This window comes from Pseudomonas sp. NFR16 (assembly GCF_900108875.1).
GTDB lineage: Bacteria > Pseudomonadota > Gammaproteobacteria > Pseudomonadales > Pseudomonadaceae > Aquipseudomonas.
In genome coordinates this window covers 196,266-212,625 of the sequence record NZ_FNYJ01000005.1, presented here as the reverse complement: position 1 = coordinate 212,625, position 16,360 = coordinate 196,266, and the positions used below count along the sequence as shown (strand labels likewise).

Annotated in this window: 18 protein-coding genes; 8 read left to right on the top strand and 10 right to left on the bottom strand. The window is 60.2% G+C overall.

Features of this window, described 5'->3' with window-relative positions:
• The first annotated feature begins 122 nt into the window (after positions 1 to 122).
• A complete protein-coding gene (locus BMZ10_RS19615) occupies positions 123 to 554 on the top strand; it encodes a secondary thiamine-phosphate synthase enzyme YjbQ (protein WP_093466068.1) in 432 nt (143 codons plus the stop codon).
• 93 nt (positions 555 to 647) lie between these two features.
• Positions 648 to 977 (top strand): transcriptional regulator SutA, encoded by a 330-nt coding sequence (gene sutA, locus BMZ10_RS19610; protein WP_093466065.1) that lies wholly within the window; start codon positions 648 to 650, stop codon positions 975 to 977.
• A gap of 266 nt (positions 978 to 1,243) precedes the next feature.
• Here sutA and BMZ10_RS19605 read toward each other — a convergent pair whose 3' ends face one another.
• The 6 genes from BMZ10_RS19605 to BMZ10_RS19580 are packed head-to-tail and all read right to left on the bottom strand — an operon-like array spanning position 1,244 to position 5,841.
• Positions 1,244 to 1,939 (bottom strand): HAD family hydrolase, encoded by a 696-nt coding sequence (locus BMZ10_RS19605; protein WP_093466062.1) that lies wholly within the window; start codon positions 1,937 to 1,939, stop codon positions 1,244 to 1,246.
• Positions 1,929 to 2,834 carry a tyrosine recombinase XerC gene (xerC, locus tag BMZ10_RS19600; RefSeq protein WP_093466060.1) on the bottom strand — a complete coding sequence of 302 codons (906 nt, stop codon included), beginning with the start codon at positions 2,832 to 2,834 and terminating at the stop codon, positions 1,929 to 1,931. The genes BMZ10_RS19605 and xerC overlap by 11 nt, the downstream gene beginning before the upstream one ends.
• A 2-nt stretch (positions 2,835 to 2,836) precedes the next feature.
• A complete protein-coding gene (locus BMZ10_RS19595) occupies positions 2,837 to 3,574 on the bottom strand; it encodes a DUF484 family protein (protein ID WP_093466057.1) in 738 nt (245 codons plus the stop codon).
• A 13-nt stretch (positions 3,575 to 3,587) separates the two neighbouring features.
• Positions 3,588 to 4,418 carry a diaminopimelate epimerase gene (dapF, locus tag BMZ10_RS19590; RefSeq protein WP_093466054.1) on the bottom strand — a complete coding sequence of 277 codons (831 nt, stop codon included), beginning with the start codon at positions 4,416 to 4,418 and terminating at the stop codon, positions 3,588 to 3,590.
• A gap of 4 nt (positions 4,419 to 4,422) precedes the next feature.
• Positions 4,423 to 5,670 carry a diaminopimelate decarboxylase gene (lysA, locus tag BMZ10_RS19585; protein ID WP_093466051.1) on the bottom strand — a complete coding sequence of 416 codons (1,248 nt, stop codon included), beginning with the start codon at positions 5,668 to 5,670 and terminating at the stop codon, positions 4,423 to 4,425.
• A 9-nt stretch (positions 5,671 to 5,679) separates the two neighbouring features.
• Positions 5,680 to 5,841, bottom strand: a complete 162-nt coding sequence (locus BMZ10_RS19580) for an LPS translocon maturation chaperone LptM (RefSeq protein WP_037016591.1) — start codon at positions 5,839 to 5,841, stop codon at positions 5,680 to 5,682.
• A 239-nt stretch (positions 5,842 to 6,080) separates the two neighbouring features.
• Here BMZ10_RS19580 and cyaY point away from each other — a divergent pair, with 239 nt between their 5' ends.
• Positions 6,081 to 6,437 (top strand): iron donor protein CyaY, encoded by a 357-nt coding sequence (gene cyaY, locus BMZ10_RS19575; RefSeq protein WP_093466048.1) that lies wholly within the window; start codon positions 6,081 to 6,083, stop codon positions 6,435 to 6,437.
• Positions 6,437 to 6,655, top strand: a complete 219-nt coding sequence (locus BMZ10_RS19570; RefSeq protein ID WP_093466046.1) for a DUF1289 domain-containing protein — start codon at positions 6,437 to 6,439, stop codon at positions 6,653 to 6,655. Before cyaY ends, BMZ10_RS19570 begins: the two co-directional genes overlap by 1 nt.
• 149 nt (positions 6,656 to 6,804) lie before the next feature.
• On the opposite strand, the gene BMZ10_RS19565 is transcribed toward BMZ10_RS19570, so the two are convergent.
• From BMZ10_RS19565 to argH, 4 genes are all read right to left on the bottom strand, one after another.
• Positions 6,805 to 9,654 (bottom strand): class I adenylate cyclase, encoded by a 2,850-nt coding sequence (locus tag BMZ10_RS19565; RefSeq protein ID WP_093466043.1) that lies wholly within the window; start codon positions 9,652 to 9,654, stop codon positions 6,805 to 6,807.
• Between the two features lie 203 nt (positions 9,655 to 9,857).
• Positions 9,858 to 10,106, bottom strand: coding sequence for a TIGR02647 family protein (locus BMZ10_RS19560; protein ID WP_093466040.1), 249 nt, complete (start codon positions 10,104 to 10,106; stop codon positions 9,858 to 9,860).
• Between the two features lie 541 nt (positions 10,107 to 10,647).
• On the bottom strand, positions 10,648 to 10,941 hold the full coding sequence (locus BMZ10_RS19555) for a hypothetical protein (RefSeq protein ID WP_093466037.1): 294 nt from the start codon (positions 10,939 to 10,941) through the stop codon (positions 10,648 to 10,650).
• A gap of 60 nt (positions 10,942 to 11,001) precedes the next feature.
• Positions 11,002 to 12,396, bottom strand: a complete 1,395-nt coding sequence (argH, locus tag BMZ10_RS19550) for an argininosuccinate lyase (RefSeq protein ID WP_093466034.1) — start codon at positions 12,394 to 12,396, stop codon at positions 11,002 to 11,004.
• Between the two features lie 143 nt (positions 12,397 to 12,539).
• Between argH and BMZ10_RS19545 the strand changes: the two genes are divergently transcribed.
• From BMZ10_RS19545 to BMZ10_RS28040, 4 genes are all read left to right on the top strand, one after another.
• Positions 12,540 to 13,622, top strand: coding sequence for a sensor histidine kinase (locus BMZ10_RS19545; protein WP_093466031.1), 1,083 nt, complete (start codon positions 12,540 to 12,542; stop codon positions 13,620 to 13,622).
• A complete protein-coding gene (locus BMZ10_RS19540; RefSeq protein WP_093466028.1) occupies positions 13,619 to 14,365 on the top strand; it encodes a LytR/AlgR family response regulator transcription factor in 747 nt (248 codons plus the stop codon). The genes BMZ10_RS19545 and BMZ10_RS19540 overlap by 4 nt, the downstream gene beginning before the upstream one ends.
• Positions 14,366 to 14,620: 255 nt before the next feature.
• Entirely contained in the window at positions 14,621 to 15,562 is a 942-nt protein-coding gene (hemC, locus tag BMZ10_RS19535) for a hydroxymethylbilane synthase (RefSeq protein WP_093466025.1), read from the top strand.
• Positions 15,559 to 16,332 (top strand): uroporphyrinogen-III synthase, encoded by a 774-nt coding sequence (locus BMZ10_RS28040; RefSeq protein ID WP_256214538.1) that lies wholly within the window; start codon positions 15,559 to 15,561, stop codon positions 16,330 to 16,332. The genes hemC and BMZ10_RS28040 overlap by 4 nt, the downstream gene beginning before the upstream one ends.
• Positions 16,333 to 16,360: the final 28 nt, after the last annotated feature.

Sequence of the window (16,360 nt, the reverse complement as noted above, 5' to 3'; positions counted from 1 at the left end):
TTATTCAAGGTCTTGCGCTGCAATTGCTGTCCGTGTTCCGGGCGTGTTGAAAACGTCACTCATTGCACGCTTTGTTTTTTTTTTCAGCGCGTTAGAATGCGCGCCGAAGGGCGGAGAAGCGTATGTGGCAACAGACCAGAATCACGCTGCGGGCAAGGCCTCGCGGATTTCATCTGGTAACCGACGAGATCATTGCAGGCCTTCCGGGTCTGAGGGATTGTCGGGTTGGGTTGTTGCACCTGTGGCTGCAACATACTTCGGCCTCGTTGACCATCAATGAGAATGCCGACCCGGCAGTGCGTCGCGACTTCGAGCGTTTCTTCAACCGGCTGGTGCCTCAGGGCAATGGCGGTTATGAACACGATGACGAAGGTCCGGACGACCTGCCAGCGCACTTCAAAGCCAGCCTGCTGGGTTGTCAGCTGCTAGTACCGGTAACGGACGGGCGCCTGGCGATGGGAACCTGGCAAGGTGTTTATTTAGGAGAGCATCGCGATGCAGGCGGTGCGCGTAAAGTCCTCGCCACCCTTCAGGGAGAGGGGCAAGACCGCTGATTGTCGGCGGTGGTTGAATTTTTTCCGGCTGTCTTAGAAATTAAGCGCAGCTGGGCTATAACTAATCTGCTTTCGCAAGTCATGAGGTAGAACATGAGCGACGATGACAACGACGATCTGGTTGAAGACGGTCTGGAAGACGAAGAGGACGGTGAGGAGCTTGCTGCTGCTCCCGATGACGACGTCGCGGACATAGAAGACAGCCCCGAAGCTGCGGCTACGCCAGCCAAAGGCAAGGCCAAGGCCGCTGTCTCGGTCGATGAGTTGCCCAGCGTTGAAGCCAAAAACAAAGAGCGTGATGCTCTGGCTCGCGCAATGGAGGAATTCCTCGCGCGTGGCGGCAAGATTCAGGAAGTGGAGGCCAATGTGGTCGCCGATCCGCCCAAGAAGCCTGACAACAAGTACGGCAGCCGCCCTATTTAAGGGTGTTGGCTACCTGCTGAAAGAGGCCCGCTGTCGCTGCGGGCTTTTTTTTGGCCGGGTGTTTGAGGGCAGCGTTTTGCTTCTCGGGTTTGAGGTTCTGGATTTTCGGATTTCAGCTTGGAATGCTTACTTTGATGCCCTGCGGGCCATTCGCGAGCAAGCTCGCTCCCACATTTTTTGCACCGTGCCATGGCTTGATGCACCGGGTTGCCAGCCCTTGCACAATGACTTAAATGGTTTGTCGCCTCGAGAAGAACCCCAACCCGTCATCCCCAGCGCGCCAGAACATCGGGCAGTTGCGTCAAACTGCTGATCTGCGCGTCAGGCAATGCGTCCGCTTCCCACGCCTTGCCGCCCGGGTTGTACCAGATCGCGCGCAAGCCCGCTTGTTGCGCCCCGGCAATGTCATCGCCAGGATGATCGCCCACATGAACGGCATGGCGCGGGTCGGCATTGCCGCGCTTGAGCGCTTCGAGAAACGGCGCCGGGTCCGGTTTGCCGATGCCCAGATCCTCCGCACAGAGCGCGAAGGCGAAATAGTCGGCCAGACCCAGTCGACGCACGTCGGCGTTGCCATTAGTCACAACGCCCAAAGTGTAGGACTTGGCCAGGATTTCCAGCGTCGGCACGACTTCCGGGAAGATATCCAGCTGGTGACGCCCTTGCAGAAACACTTCGAAACCCTGATCCGCCAGGTCCTGGGCCTCTGCGTGGGCGTATCCGGCGCCTTCCAGCGCGTGAAACAGCACGCGGCGGCGCAGTGCGCTGATGCGATGCTTGAAGCTCGAATCAGCCTCCACCAGCCGGGAGCGGATTTCCCACAAGTGCTCAACGGGCACCGGTCCCAGTTTCGGCGCGTGTTCAGCCAGCCACTCGCGCAGCATGGTTTCGGCGCCGACGATCGCAGGTGCGGTTTCCCACAGCGTGTCGTCCAGATCGAACGTGATCAGCTTAATGCTCATTGTCAGAAGAACCTTTGCGTTTGGCCCTTGGATGGGCGCTGTCATACACCGTGGCCAGGTGCTGAAAGTCCAAGTGGGTGTAGATCTGGGTCGTGGCGATGTCAGCGTGCCCGAGCAGTTCCTGCACGGCACGCAGGTCTTGCGATGACTCGAGCAGGTGGCTGGCAAAAGAATGACGCAGCATGTGCGGGTGCAGGTTTTGCCCCAGCTCGCGCTTGCCTGCGGCTTTGACACGCAGTTGAATCGAGCGAGGCCCCAGGCGCCGGCCTTGCTGGCTTATGAATACCGCATCGTCCTGAGGATTGGCCAGCGCTCGCAGCTTCAGCCATTCTTCCAGCGCTTCTCGGGCTTTCTTGCCGACCGGCAACACTCGCGTCTTGCTGCCCTTGCCGAGCACCTGGACGAGGCCGTCGGCCAAGTCGAGCTGCTCGCAGTTCAGTCCTGTCAGCTCGGACAGGCGCAACCCGGAGGAGTAAAACAGTTCGAGAATCGCCTGATCGCGCCGCGCAAGGAAATCATCTTCCACGCCACCCTCCAGCAACTGAAGCGTGCGGTCGGCGTCGAGTGTCTTGGGCAGCCTGCGTTCGCCTTTGGGCGGCGACAGGCCGTTGGCCGGATCGTGATCGCAAATGCCTTCGCGGTTCAGATAGTGATAAAAGCCCCGCACCGCAGACAGCAGGCGCGCCAGACTGCGCGACGACTGGCCCTGCTGATGCAGGCGCGCAACGAGGCTGCGCATGGCCTGAATATCCAGCGCCTTCCAGCTGTCGATGTGGTGTTTTTCACAAAACGCCAGAACCTTGCTCAGGTCCCGGCGATAAGCCTCAAGCGTATGTCCCGACACTTGGCGCTCACTGCGCAAGTGCGTGCAGTAAGCATCCAGCTGCCGTTCCATGACTAGCGGACCGAGCGCAGCGAATTGGTGAAGCGCGGCAGCAGACGGCTCAACACGTCAGCGATGTAGCTGAGGAACAGCGTGCCCACCGAGCTTTTATAGTGCTGCGGATCGCGGCTGCCGATGGCGAGCACGCCGTGCAGACCTTGATGGCTGAGGGCTGCGATCGCGGTCGAGCCGACTTCCTTGCTCTGTTCGCTGCCGAACAGGAATTCCAGCTCATGCTCGCGCAGTGCGCCGCTGACGGTTTTGCCGCCGGAGATCAATCCGCCGATGGCTTTCTGGGCATCGGCGCCGGTCACCCAGCGGCCTACCGTCATCGGGTTGTCGCTGAACAGAATCAGGCTGACGAAGGGCACCTGAAACTCCTGGCGAAGGCTGTCTTCCACAGCGATGACGATTTCTTCCAGGCTTGTAGCGTCCATCAGGTCGAGGATCAGGCGGCGGGTTTTCTCGAACAGGCGATCGTTGTCCCTCGCCACGTCCATCAATTGCGACAGCCGATGGCGCATCTCGATGTTGCGCTCGCGCAGCAGTTTCAGCTGACGCTCCACCAGCGAAACCGTGTCCCCACGCTGATGCGGGATGCGCATGCTGGTGAGCAGCTCGTCGTGCTCGGCGAAAAAATCCGGGTGTTGCTGCAGCCAGGCCGCGACTGCCTCGGCTTCAAGGGCAGGCACTGCTTTGTCAGCGTCAGGAGCGCCGGGCGTGTCGGTTGAAGTCTGAGGCTGGTCGGTCATTGGATATGCTCACTCATAGACGTACTTGGCCTTCGTAAACCCGAACGGCCGGGCCTGTCATCACCACCGGATGACCAGGGCCGGCCCACTCGATGGTCAGGCGCCCGCCGGGCAGGTCGATCAACAGGGGTGAATCCATCCAGCCCTGACTGATCGCGGCGACCGCGGCAGCGCAGGCGCCAGTGCCGCAGGCCTGGGTTTCCCCGGCGCCGCGCTCCCAGACGCGCAACTGCGCGCGCTGACGATCGACGACATGAAGGAAGCCCACGTTCACCCGTGCGGGAAAACGTGGATGGTTTTCGATCTTGGGGCCCAGAGCGTGCACCGGCGCATTGTTGATGTCGTAAACGCGCAGGACCGCATGGGGATTGCCCATCGACACGGCCGCCAGCTCGACGCGTTCGCCTTCGACGTCCAGCGTGTAGCTGGTCGCCTGCTGCGGTGCATCGAACGGAATGTCGGCAGGGACCAGACGTGGCGCACCCATGTCGACGCTGATCTGGCCGTCGTTGCGGACGTCCAGCTCGATGATGCCGCTTTTGGTCTCGACGCGAATCTGCTTCTTGGCGGTCAGGCGTTTGTCCAGCACGAACCGGGCAAAGCAGCGCGCGCCGTTGCCGCACTGCTCGACTTCGGAGCCGTCGGAATTGAAGATTCTGTAACGGAAATCGACGTCCGGGTTGCTCGGCGCCTCAACCAGCAGCAACTGATCGAAACCGATCCCGGTGTGGCGATCGCCCCATTGCTTGGCATGCTTGGGCAGGATGTGCGCGTGCTGGCTCACAAGGTCCAGCACCATGAAGTCGTTGCCCAGCCCATGCATCTTGGTAAAACGCAGCAGCATGGGATTACTCCGGCAGCAGGCTTTCGCCGGCAAACAGCTCAGTCACGGTTTCACGACGACGCACTTCAAAGGCTTGATCGCCATCGACCAACACCTCAGCGGTACGGCCGCGGGTGTTGTAGTTGGAGCTCATGACAAACCCATAGGCGCCAGCGGAGTGCACGGTTAGCAGATCGCCTTCGGCCAGCGCCATTTCGCGCTCTTTGGCCAGGAAGTCGCCGGTTTCGCAGATCGGGCCGACGATGTCGTAGGTGCGAGCTGCGCCATCGCGCGGCTTGACGGCCTTCACATCCATCCATGCCTGATACAGCGCGGGCCGGATCAGGTCGTTCATGGCCGCGTCGACAATGGCGAAATCCTTGTGCTCTGTGTGCTTGAGGTATTCGATGCGGGTCAGCAGCACGCCGGCATTGGCGACGATGAAGCGGCCTGGCTCGAACATCAGCCCCAGATCGCGGCCTGCCAGACGCTCGCGCACGGCCTTGATGTAATCGCCGGCCAGCGGCGGCTCTTCATCGCGATAACGTACGCCCAGGCCACCGCCCAGATCGAGGTGGCGCAGCTGGACGCCGCATTCGCTCAGGCGATCGACCAGGTCGAGCAGGCGATCCAGCGCGTCAACGAATGGCGATAGCGTGGTGAGCTGAGAGCCGATGTGGCAATCGACGCCGATGACTTCCAGGTTCGGCAGCTGGGCGGCGCGGATGTACACGTCTTCGGCGTCGGCAATGGCGATGCCGAACTTGTTTTCTTTGAGACCGGTGGAGATGTAAGGGTGCGTACCGGCGTCGACGTCCGGGTTGACGCGCAGGGAAATCGGCGCGCGGACGCCCATTTCGGCGGCAACCACTTGCAGGCGTTCCAGCTCGTCGGTGGATTCGACGTTGAAGCAGTGCACGCCGACTTCTAGGGCGCGGCGCATGTCATCGCGGGTCTTGCCGACGCCGGAAAACACGATCTTGTCCGCCTGACCACCTGCGGCCAGCACGCGCTCTAGCTCACCACGGGAAACAATGTCGAACCCGGCGCCCAGACGCGCCAGCACATTGAGAACGCCCAGATTGGAGTTGGCTTTGACTGCGAAACAGACCAAGTGCGGCATGCCACTCAGAGCATCCGCATAAGCGCGGTATTGCGCCTCGATATGGGCGCGGGAGTAGACATAGGTCGGCGTACCGAAGCGCTCGGCAATGGCAGACAATGCAACTCCCTCCGCGAACAGCTCACCGTCGCGGTAGTTGAAGGCGTCCATGGCTGATTCCTAGTAAGTCGAGGTCTGGTGCTTGTGCGAGTGCGATTTGGTCTGGCTGCTGCCATCGGACGAATCATCGTCGGGCAGGTACAGCGGACCTTTTTGACCGCAGGCAGAGACCAGGCACGCGACAGCGAGGAGCGCGGCCAGGGAGGAAATCAGGCGCTTCATGGCGAAATCCTTTGTATAAGCATTAATTGCGCCCGAGTATACCGGCCACCCGTGAGATTGCCTATGCGCCACAGTTCCCGTCCGGCGGGGCTTTGACGCAACTGCTGTATATGCGTGCTGCCAGCGAGCGGATTTTTGGCGCAGGGCACGGCAGTTGGGCGGGTATGCTTTGCAATTGCCGGGAAGCGACCGTATCTTGCGTCGCTGCGCCATCCGTAGACACTTTCGAGGTTCCTGCAATGAGTTTGACCGAAGCCCGCTTTCACGACCTGGTAGATGCCACCCAAGAAAAGCTCGAGGACATCTTCGACGAGAGCGATCTGGATCTGGACCTTGAGAGTTCGGCCGGTGTGCTGACCGTGAAATTCGAGAACGGCACTCAGTTCATCTTCAGTCGTCAGGAGCCTCTGCGTCAGCTATGGCTGGCGGCCGTGGCCGGCGGTTTCCATTTCGATTACGACGAAGAAGAGAAACGCTGGGTGTGCGACAAGAGCGAAGAGTTGCTCGGCGAGGTGCTGCATCGCCTGGCCTTGCAGCAGGCCGGGGTCGAAATCGAGTTCGACGCTGTCGACGGTCACTCCGACGGAAACCGGTAGTGAGCGGTACTGCCCCTGTCAAAGCGCCCAAGCCGTTGTTCAGCAACGTCAGCCCGGCGGTCCCATCGCCCTGCATCAGCGTTTGCCGGCTGGATGAACAGAAGGTGTGCACAGGCTGTCTGCGTCACGTCGAGGACATCCGTGAGTGGCGCGCGGCCACGGACGAGCGCAGACGAGAGATTGTGCAGCAGGCCGATCAGCGCCGGGCGCAACGCTGAATCTTTCGGATGAATTCGCCCCCTGTAGGAGTGAGCTTGCTCGCGAAGACTGACTTTGGCCTCTGAACATCTATTGGATGCGCCGGCCTCTCGCGAGCAAGCTCACTCCTTCAAGGTCTTGTCAGGCATGATGCTGAATCGAGCGCCCCTCAAGCCTCATCCATCGCCTCATTCAGCGATTTCTCCAGCTCCGCTTTGTAGCGCAGGAACAGAATCGTCTGCCCGCGCGTATCGCCCAGTATTCCTGAAAGATCCAGGTCCGTGATGTAACAGCGATAACGTTGCGGCTCGCGGCGTTGCTCGAGGATTTGTCGCGCCACGACGCTGAACAACTGCTCGCCGAATTCGAGCTCGGAATATTCCATTCCATCGCAGTACAGCGTCACGCTGACCTGACCGGGCGATGCTTCCTCGATGATTGCCTGAACGTCATAAAACGGTTTGTCGGTAGGCGTCACCGGCGTCAGTCGCTGCTCGATGCGCCGCGCCCTTGCGCCGCCATCGGGAGAAATCCGGTAATACAGCGTCTCCAGTGATGACGGTTCCAGCGGGTTGTCCAGCGGCAGCAGCGCGCCGCGCCTATACATCAATGACTGCAGAAAGCGCTGCAGCGGCATCAGCAGGCTGGGTTCGTCGTGGTAAGGCAAGCGTTGATGCCACAGCGCGTTGTGTTCATCGAGAACATACAAGTCGGCGTGCGGCTCGTTGATCCGGAAGAACACCTGGATGCACTCAGGCTGGCCATGGGGAATGATCAGCGACAGATCCGAGTCGTCCAGTGCCTGCGGATCGAGATGAATCGGGCTGTACGCGGGCAGTTCTTCGCCCAGATAGTCGTAAAGAGCAGTCAGGCTGTCGAGTGCAACGTGGCTGATCTGGCCTGGAACCATCTCCAGCACGTGATAGTGCTGCTGGACTTGAATGAGATAACGGTGATTCAGGCGACGCTCGAGCAACAGTTGCGCGGTGCTGACCAGTTCTTCGACCCGCTGGGCAATCGCCTGTGCCCGGTTGTGACAGAAACAGCGCACGCGGATGACCGGTTTGCTGCCAGTTGCCGGCAGGCTGTTGAGCAGTTCGGTCAGGCAGTCGAGCAGCGCGTGCGGGCCGTCGAAACGGTTGACCAGCACTTCATTCCAGCTGTTGAGCGTGATCTGGTCGAAGGTCAGCACCAGATTTTCCCGCACACCGGCGTAACTGAGTGAATCAGTGCGTTCGGTGGTCATCAGGATGTTCAGGTCTTTGTGGTGCTTGAGCGGATCGACGCCGACATTGACCAGCAACAGAATCTCACTCGGCACGCTGGGCTTGAGCAGCGCAACTTCGTCGACCATGCCCAATGGCAGGGCGATTGACTGCTGCAGCGCACCCTGCAGGTTGAACAGCTCGAATTCGCTCAGGTCGCTGGCGCCGGGATGCAGCGCCAGTCGGGTACTGCTGTCGATGATGTTGTTGCGATGACACCAGGTCAGTAATTCAAGCAGTTCGCGGCTGCGCTTGATCGGCGCGAAAGCCTCCCACTCATGCACGCCGAGGTTGCCGTTGTACAAGCCCCACTGATATTTGCCGGGTTCGCGCTTGTTCGGCGATTGCACCAGCGTCAAGGTGTCCTCGGCAAGGTCGGGTGCAATGCCCGGATTGACGAACTCGACCTTGCCCGCCTTGCGCTCGAACGCAGCGTACAGGCGACGTCCCAGCACATTCAGGTCACGCTTGTTGATCGAGCTGGCGGCATTCTGCGTGCGGGCGAATTGAGTCAGGAACCGATAGCTGTAGTTGAGCTCGCCCACCAGGGTCCGACGCTCGCTGGAGACCTGGCGCACTTTCCACTGGCTGCGGCTGTCGAGCAGCGCGAGCTGACGTTCGTCCCATTGCCACTCCTTCACCAGGCGCTCCAGCAACGAGCGTTGCCAACTGGCGTTGCGCAACCGCGAGGCGCCAGTGAGCTTTTTGTTCACCTTCAGGTACAGGCTGCGACGCACCAGCTCAAGTCGTTCCGGCTCGCCCCGGGCGATGAGGTATTCCTCGATCCGCCGGTACACCATCATGTAAGGGTCAAGCTCGTCGAGGTCGACCCGGTTGGCGAATACCTGCTTCTTAAGCCGCATGCTCAGACACTGCACCTGTGGGTGCTCGCTGGCGTAGACCTCGGTCAGGAGGAGTTTGAGCACTGACTTGTAGGGCGATTCGATGCCTTTGAACAGTTGCCAGAGTCCCGCGCCGATGAATTCTCCCGGCGGGATGTGCGACATGTTTCCCAGGTCGAGGACTTCATCGGCCCGAATGAAACGCTTGGACAGCAGTGTGTGGGTGTATTCGGCGTAGCGGCTTTCTTCATACACCGGCACCAGCCACCACATGGGCGTGCGCCCGGCGAGCCAGATCGCGGTTCGATAGAACTCGTCGAGCAGCAGGTAATGCTGAGTCGTGCCGCAGTCATCGCCACTGAGCTGCGCGTCGCGTTCGCCAAGGACAAAACGCTGGGGGTCGATCAGGAAGAAATGCGCTTCGGCGCCTTGCGTGGCCGCCCAGGTTTCCAGGGCCTGGCATTTTTTGCGCAGTTCCTGGACGTCTTCGGCCGACAATGCCGAGTCGTGGCAGATCCATACGTCCATGTCGCTTTGATCGGCTTGCGCCAGCGTGCCCAGGCTGCCCATCAGAAAAATGCCGTGAATCGGTTGGGGCGGATTGCCTCGACGCGGTTTGTAGGAAAAAGACCGGGTCAGCCGCTGGGCTTCTGCCAACGCATGGGCATCGGGTTCATAGTGAGAAACGCCCGCCGGCGTGGCGCTCGACACGTAGCCGGGCAGCAGCGGGTGATTGACGTGAAAAAACAGCGGCAGCAGCGTCAGCACGCTTTGCTGGCGCGTGGACAGTCCGTCGTTGGCGCGACTCAGTCGCCCTTCGTTAAGGGTCAGAAAGCGGTTGCGCAGCTGGCTGAGAACCTTGCGGTCAATGCCCTCATCCAGGTCGGGGCGAATTTCGAAACTACGCGTCATCGCGACTCGAAGCCGGCGAGCGGCACTACTTGGGGTGGCGAACAGGGCAACAGTAAAGGAAGGGCACCATCGGGCTTCGGGGCTCAGGTGGCTGCGTGTCTTTTTTCTGGCGCCATAATTTTATCGGCGCAGCATCTTACAAAAGAAGGGTTCGCGAAACCTTTATTTCACGCTTCCTGGCGAAGGTTTCGCGAGCGGCCATATCAAGCCGCTTCCTGACTCACGGCGAGAATGGTCAACAGTGATTGGGCGTGCTCAGCGGCGTCCAGTCCGAGACTGGTCAGATAGCCTCCGTCGACCTGAGTGGTCAGGCCTTTTTCAAAAAGTCGTTTGGCGGCCGCGATGGCCGAGGGCGCAGCGACGTGGTGGACCTTCAAACCCTCCTGGGTATTGCTCAGATTGAACAGTGACAGGATTTCCAGTTCAGCAACCAATTCCGGGGTAAACGACATAGGTGCTCCAGACTTTTTCTATTTGAATGACGCGACGAAGGAATCGCAGACATGACGGCCCCGTGGTCAAGCGGCAGCGAGGCATCTGGAGTGTAGTAAGCGTCTGGAGGTTTTGCAGAAAGTATCTGGCCGGTCGTCAGATCACGCCGGAAGATGATTGCCGCAGCTCGGAATAATGGGTTGATGCGGATCGTTGGGGGTGAGCCATCCGTCTCCAAAGCCCCCTTCGATCTACGGCGTAACACCCAATGCCTTCCCGGCTAAAGCCGGTCCTACGAAAAACTCGCGGCGTCTGTAGGACCGGCTTCAGCCGGGAAGAGGCCGGTGCACGCGGTGGAGAGGTAACGTCTGGAACTCAGTCTTCGCGAGCGAGGTCGCTCCCACAGGTTTTGGGGGCGGCCCCGAAACCTGCAGCGCTACAAATCCCGGTGGGAGTGAGCTTGCTCACGAAGAGGCCGGTACATCCACAGCCTATGCAGCATCTGTGCACCAGACTTTGCGAGCACAGGGGATCGGGCAAACCATACAAAGCGGCGGGGCGTTACTCGTCTTCTTCCAGCTTCACGCCTGGCGGCAGTTCTGGCAGCGCGCGCAGGGCTTGTTCGTACCACTCGGTGTTGAACGGACGGTCCTCTTCCAGGATGCCGTCGATTTCCACCGCCAGCACGTGAGCCATCATCACCAGGATTTCCTCGCGCTCGTAGCCGACCAGTGTCAGCTTATTGAACGTGGCCTTGGCCGCTGGTGGGTTATCGCTTTCGATCTGGTTTTCAATGGCTTGGATCAGGGTCGACTCAGCGAACTCTTCTTCGTCGTTTTCGATCTTGTCGCTCATGATGTTCTCGATGTCCTGACAATGAGGGCCGCTCGATGACAACGGCCCGTTTGATGGGGCTTAGCGGCTGGCGAGCAACTGCTGGCCGCGGACCACGGCAGCCTTGACCTGCGCTGGCGCCGTGCCGCCGATGTGGTCACGCGCGTTGACCGAGCCTTCGAGGGTCAAAACGGCGAACACATCCTGCTCGATCTGATCGCTGAACTGGCGCAGCTCGTCCAGCGTCATCTCGGCCAGATCCTTGCCGGTCTGGACGCCGTATTTCACGGCATGTCCAACGATCTCGTGGCAATCGCGGAATGGCAGACCGCGGCGAACCAGATAATCCGCCAGGTCGGTCGCAGTGGAGAAGCCGCGCAGGGCAGCTTCACGCATGATCGCGTGCTTAGGCTTGATCGCCGGGATCATGTCAGCAAACGCGCGCAACGAATCGCGCAGAGTGTCGGCGGCGTCGAACAGCGGTTCCTTGTCTTCCTGATTGTCCTTGTTGTAGGCCAGAGGCTGGCCTTTCATCAGGGTCAGCAGGCCCATCAGCGCGCCGAATACGCGGCCGCTCTTGCCGCGCACCAGTTCCGGGACGTCCGGGTTTTTCTTTTGCGGCATGATCGAGCTGCCGGTGCAGAAGCGATCCGGCAAATCAATGAACTGAAATTGCGCGCTGGTCCACAGCACCAGTTCTTCAGAAAAACGCGACAGGTGCATCATCGCAACGCTGGCCGCGGAGCAGAATTCGATGGCGAAGTCGCGATCGGACACGCTGTCCAGAGAGTTGCCGCCGACCGCTTCGAAGCCCAGCAACTGACACGTCAACTCACGATCGATCGGGTAGGTCGTGCCCGCCAGCGCAGCGCTGCCCAGTGGCATGCGGTTGGTGCGCTTGCGGCAGTCGACCAGACGCTCGTAATCACGGCTGAGCATTTCGAACCAGGCGAGCATGTGATGGCCGAAGGTTACCGGTTGCGCGGTCTGCAGGTGCGTGAAGCCCGGCATGATGGTTTCGGCTTCGCGCTCGGCCAGGCCCAGCAGACCTTCTTGAAGGCGGGTGATCTCGGCCAGGATCAGATCGATTTCATCGCGCAGCCACAGGCGAATGTCGGTTGCGACCTGATCGTTGCGGCTACGGCCGGTGTGCAGCTTTTTGCCGGTGATGCCGATGCGGTCGGTCAGACGCGCCTCGATATTCATGTGCACATCTTCCAGATCCACACGCCAGTCGAACGTACCGGCTTCGATTTCGCTCTGAATAGTCTTCAGGCCGTCGATGATGGTGTCGCGTTCGGCATCGGTCAGCACGCCGACTTTCGCCAGCATCGTAGCGTGGGCAACGGAGCCCATGATGTCGTGGCGATAAAGGCGCTGATCGAAAGTGACGGAGGCGGTGAAGCGTGCGACGAAGGCGTCGACGGGTTCACTGAAGCGGCCGCCCCAGGACTGGTTGGTCTTGTCGGTGCTCATGGATTCGCTCGCTGCTCTACTGGTTACTGTGCTGATGAAAGTGGCGTGGCCGATTTAAAAGGCGCGGGCGATGATAACAGCATTGCCGGTTTTTTATTCCGGGCTGCTTGCCCGAACGGGTACGAGCGCGGAGACTCTGAATCATGCAAATCGAGCGCAATACACCGGGCCAGAGCGCCTCGCCCGGCAAAGAGTTCTTCCTGCCGGAACTGTGCCTGCCTCAGGCGCTGCTGGTGCTGGTCGTGCTCGCCGAACTGCTGGTGCTGGTTCTGGTGCTCATCGAGCCCATGCATCCCGACTTCAATTGGGTGCGGCTGGCGCTGATATCGATGTTCGTGCAATGGATCGTGCTGCTCTCTGCCGCCTTGCTCTGCGGATTGCGGCCATGGCTGGCGCGTCTGAAGGCCGGCGTGGCAGGCGCTATCGGCTGTCTGCTGGTGGTCGCGGTGACGCTGGCCTGCACGGCGGTCACTGACTACTGTCAGGTGACGGCGGCCACGTCTCTGGATGGCGTGATCGAGCGCTATATTCGCTATTCATTGATTGCGCTGATCATGTCTGCGCTGATGTTGCGCTACTTTTATCTGCAGAGTCAGTGGCGCAAGCAGCAACAGGCCGAGTTGCGGGCGCGGATCGAGTCGTTGCAGGCGCGAATCCGGCCGCACTTTCTGTTCAATACGCTCAACAGCATCGCCAGTCTGGTCACCAGCGATCCGGCGAAGGCCGAGCAGGCGGTGCTGGACCTTTCCGACCTGTTTCGGGCCAGTCTGGGCAAGCCCGGAAGCCTGACTACGTGGGGCGAAGAACTTGAGTTGGCCAAACGATATCTATCGATTGAGCAATATCGACTTGGCGAGCGTCTACAGTTGGACTGGGACGTCAATGCAATTCCCGACGATTTGCCGATTCCCCAGCTAACCTTGCAGCCATTACTTGAAAACGCGTTGATTTACGGTATCGCGCCCCGTGTCGAAGGAGGCGTGGTCAGAGTCGAGGCGGACTACGAACGGGGAGTATTCATATTGCGTGTCAGTAATCCCTACGACGAGGTCGCTCTGCGACAGACTTCAAACGGCACCCAGCAGGCATTGGCAAATATCGGCGCCCGGATCACGGCACTTTTTGGACCTCACGCGAGTCTGAGCGTGGAGCGCCGTGACGGTCGTCACTTCACCTGTCTACGCTATCCTTGTGCGAGACTCACGCAGGAAGCCAGAGCAATATGAATGTCCTGATCGTTGATGACGAACCCCTAGCCCGCGATCGCCTGAGCCGTATGGTTGGAGATCTTGAGGGTTATCGGGTCCTTGAACCCAGCGCCACCAATGGCGAAGAAGCCTTGACGCTGATCGATAGTCTGAAGCCCGATGTGGTGTTACTCGATATCCGCATGCCGGGGCTGGATGGGCTGCAAGTCGCAGCCAAATTGTGCGAGCGTGATACGCCGCCTGCCGTGGTGTTCTGCACTGCGCATGACGAGTTTGCCCTTGAGGCCTTTCAAGTCAGTGCCGTGGGCTATCTGGTCAAACCGGTGCGTCCGGAAAACCTTCTCGAAGCCCTTCGCAAGGCCGAACGGCCCAATCGTGTGCAGCTTGCAGCGATGACCCGTCCGGCTGCTGAAAGCGGTAATGGTCCGCGCAGCCACATCAGTGCCCGGACCCGCAAAGGCATCGAGCTGATTCCGCTGGATCACGTGATCTATTTCATTGCCGATCACAAGTACGTGACCCTGCGTCATGAGGACGGCGAAGTGTTGCTGGATGAGCCACTCAAGGCACTGGAAGATGAGTTCGGTGATCGTTTCGTGCGAATTCACCGCAATGCGCTGGTGGCCCGCGACCGTATCGAACGTTTGCAACGCACGCCGCTTGGGCATTTCCAGCTGTTTCTCAAAGGTTTGAACGGTGATGCACTGATCGTCAGTCGCAGGCACGTGGCGGGCGTGCGCAAAATGATGCAGCAACTTTGACTGATCGCTTACCACTGTAGGAGCGCGCTTGCCTGGGATTGCGAAGTATCTCAGACAAGACTCTCGACTGAGACGATGCGCTTGCGGGCAAGCGCGCCCCTGCAGGGAGATCTGACAAGCCCGGCGAGCGACACGCCGCCGCATGGCGTCCATCCCGTGATTGAGATCATGATGCGTGCAGATTGAATACAGTCATTCGGCCCTGTGAGGCCGAGCTGTTATTATCCGCCGCATTCACTCAGTACGGATTGATTCATGTCTTCTCGCAAGATCCGCATCGCCACCCGCAAAAGCGCCCTTGCCCTATGGCAGGCCGAGTACGTCAAAGCCCGGCTGGAGCAGGCGCATCCTGGGCTTCTCGTCACGCTGGTGCCGATGGTCAGCCGTGGCGATAAACTGCTCGACTCGCCGTTGTCGAAAATCGGCGGCAAGGGTCTGTTCGTCAAGGAGCTGGAAACCGCGCTGCTCGAGCACGAAGCCGATATCGCCGTGCATTCGATGAAAGACGTGCCGATGGATTTCCCGCAGGGGCTGGGCCTTTTCTGCATCTGCGAACGCGAAGACCCGCGCGATGCCTTCGTTTCCAATACCTTTGCCAGCCTCGATGAACTGCCCGCCGGCAGTGTAGTGGGTACATCGAGTTTGCGCCGTCAGGCCCAGTTGTTGGCCCGGCGGCCGGATTTGAAGATCCATTTCCTTCGCGGCAACGTCAATACGCGTCTGGCCAAGCTGGATGCCGGCGAGTACGACGCAATTATCCTCGCGGCTGCCGGCCTGATCCGTCTGGGATTCGAAGACCGGATCACCGCGCCTATCAGTATCGAACACAGCCTCCCCGCCGGCGGGCAAGGCGCCGTCGGCATCGAATGCCGCAGCGTTGATGTGGAGCTGCACGCGTTGCTTGCTCCTCTGCATCATGCCGACACCGCCATGCGAGTGACCGCCGAGCGTGCGCTGAACAAACACCTCAACGGCGGCTGCCAGGTGCCAATCGCCTGTTATGCCGTGTTAGAGAACGATCAGCTATGGCTGCGTGGACTGGTGGGCGACCCGAGCGGCAGCGTGTTGCTGCGCGCTGAGGCCCGCGCTCCTCACGTCGACGCGCAGGCGCTGGGTGTTCAGGTTGCCGAGGAGTTGCTGGCGCAGGGCGCCGCCAAAATTCTCAAGGCGGTTTACGGCGAGGCGGACGAAGAGTGAAGGGTTGGCGCCTGCTGCTGACCCGGCCGGCAGAAGAATCACAAGCCGTCGCCGACGTGCTGGCCGAGCAGGGCGTGTTCAGCTCCAGCCTGCCGCTGCTTGAGATCGAACCCCTGCCGGTGTCTGAAGAAAGTCGCTCGATCATCTACAACCTTGCCACTTACTGTGCAGTGATTGTCGTCAGCAAACCTGCCGCCCGGCTCGGGCTTGAGAGGGTCGATGAAGTCTGGCCGCAGCCACCGATGCAAAAATGGTTCACCGTCGGTGCAGCCACGGCGCAGATCCTCGACGACTATGGCTTGCAAGTGTTCTTCCCCGAGCACGGCGACGACAGCGAAGCGCTGCTTGAGCTCGCGCAACTGGAACAGGCTATTTCCGGCTACGACCCCAAGGTGCTGATCATGCGTGGCGAAGATGGCCGAGAACTGTTGGCAGAGCGCTTGCGCGAGCGAGGTGTTACTGTCGATTATCTGCCGCTGTATCGCCGAAACCTGCCGCGTTACCCCGCTTCGACGCTGGTGCACAGAGTTGGGGCGGAACGCTTGAACGGGCTGGTGGTCAGCAGTGGACAGGGTTTTGAGCATCTGCGTGAAATGGCCGGCGACGCTTGGCCTGTGCTTTCGCAGTTGCCGTTATTCGTACCGAGCCCCCGGGTTGCTGAACTGGCACGTGCTGCCGGCGCTTCGACCGTAGTGGACTGCCGGGGCGCCAGCGCTTCGGCCTTGCTGGCAGCGTTGCGGGAAACGCCCGCACCTGCCTCACAGGCGTAATGATCGACGAGTCGGATTACGCGATTAC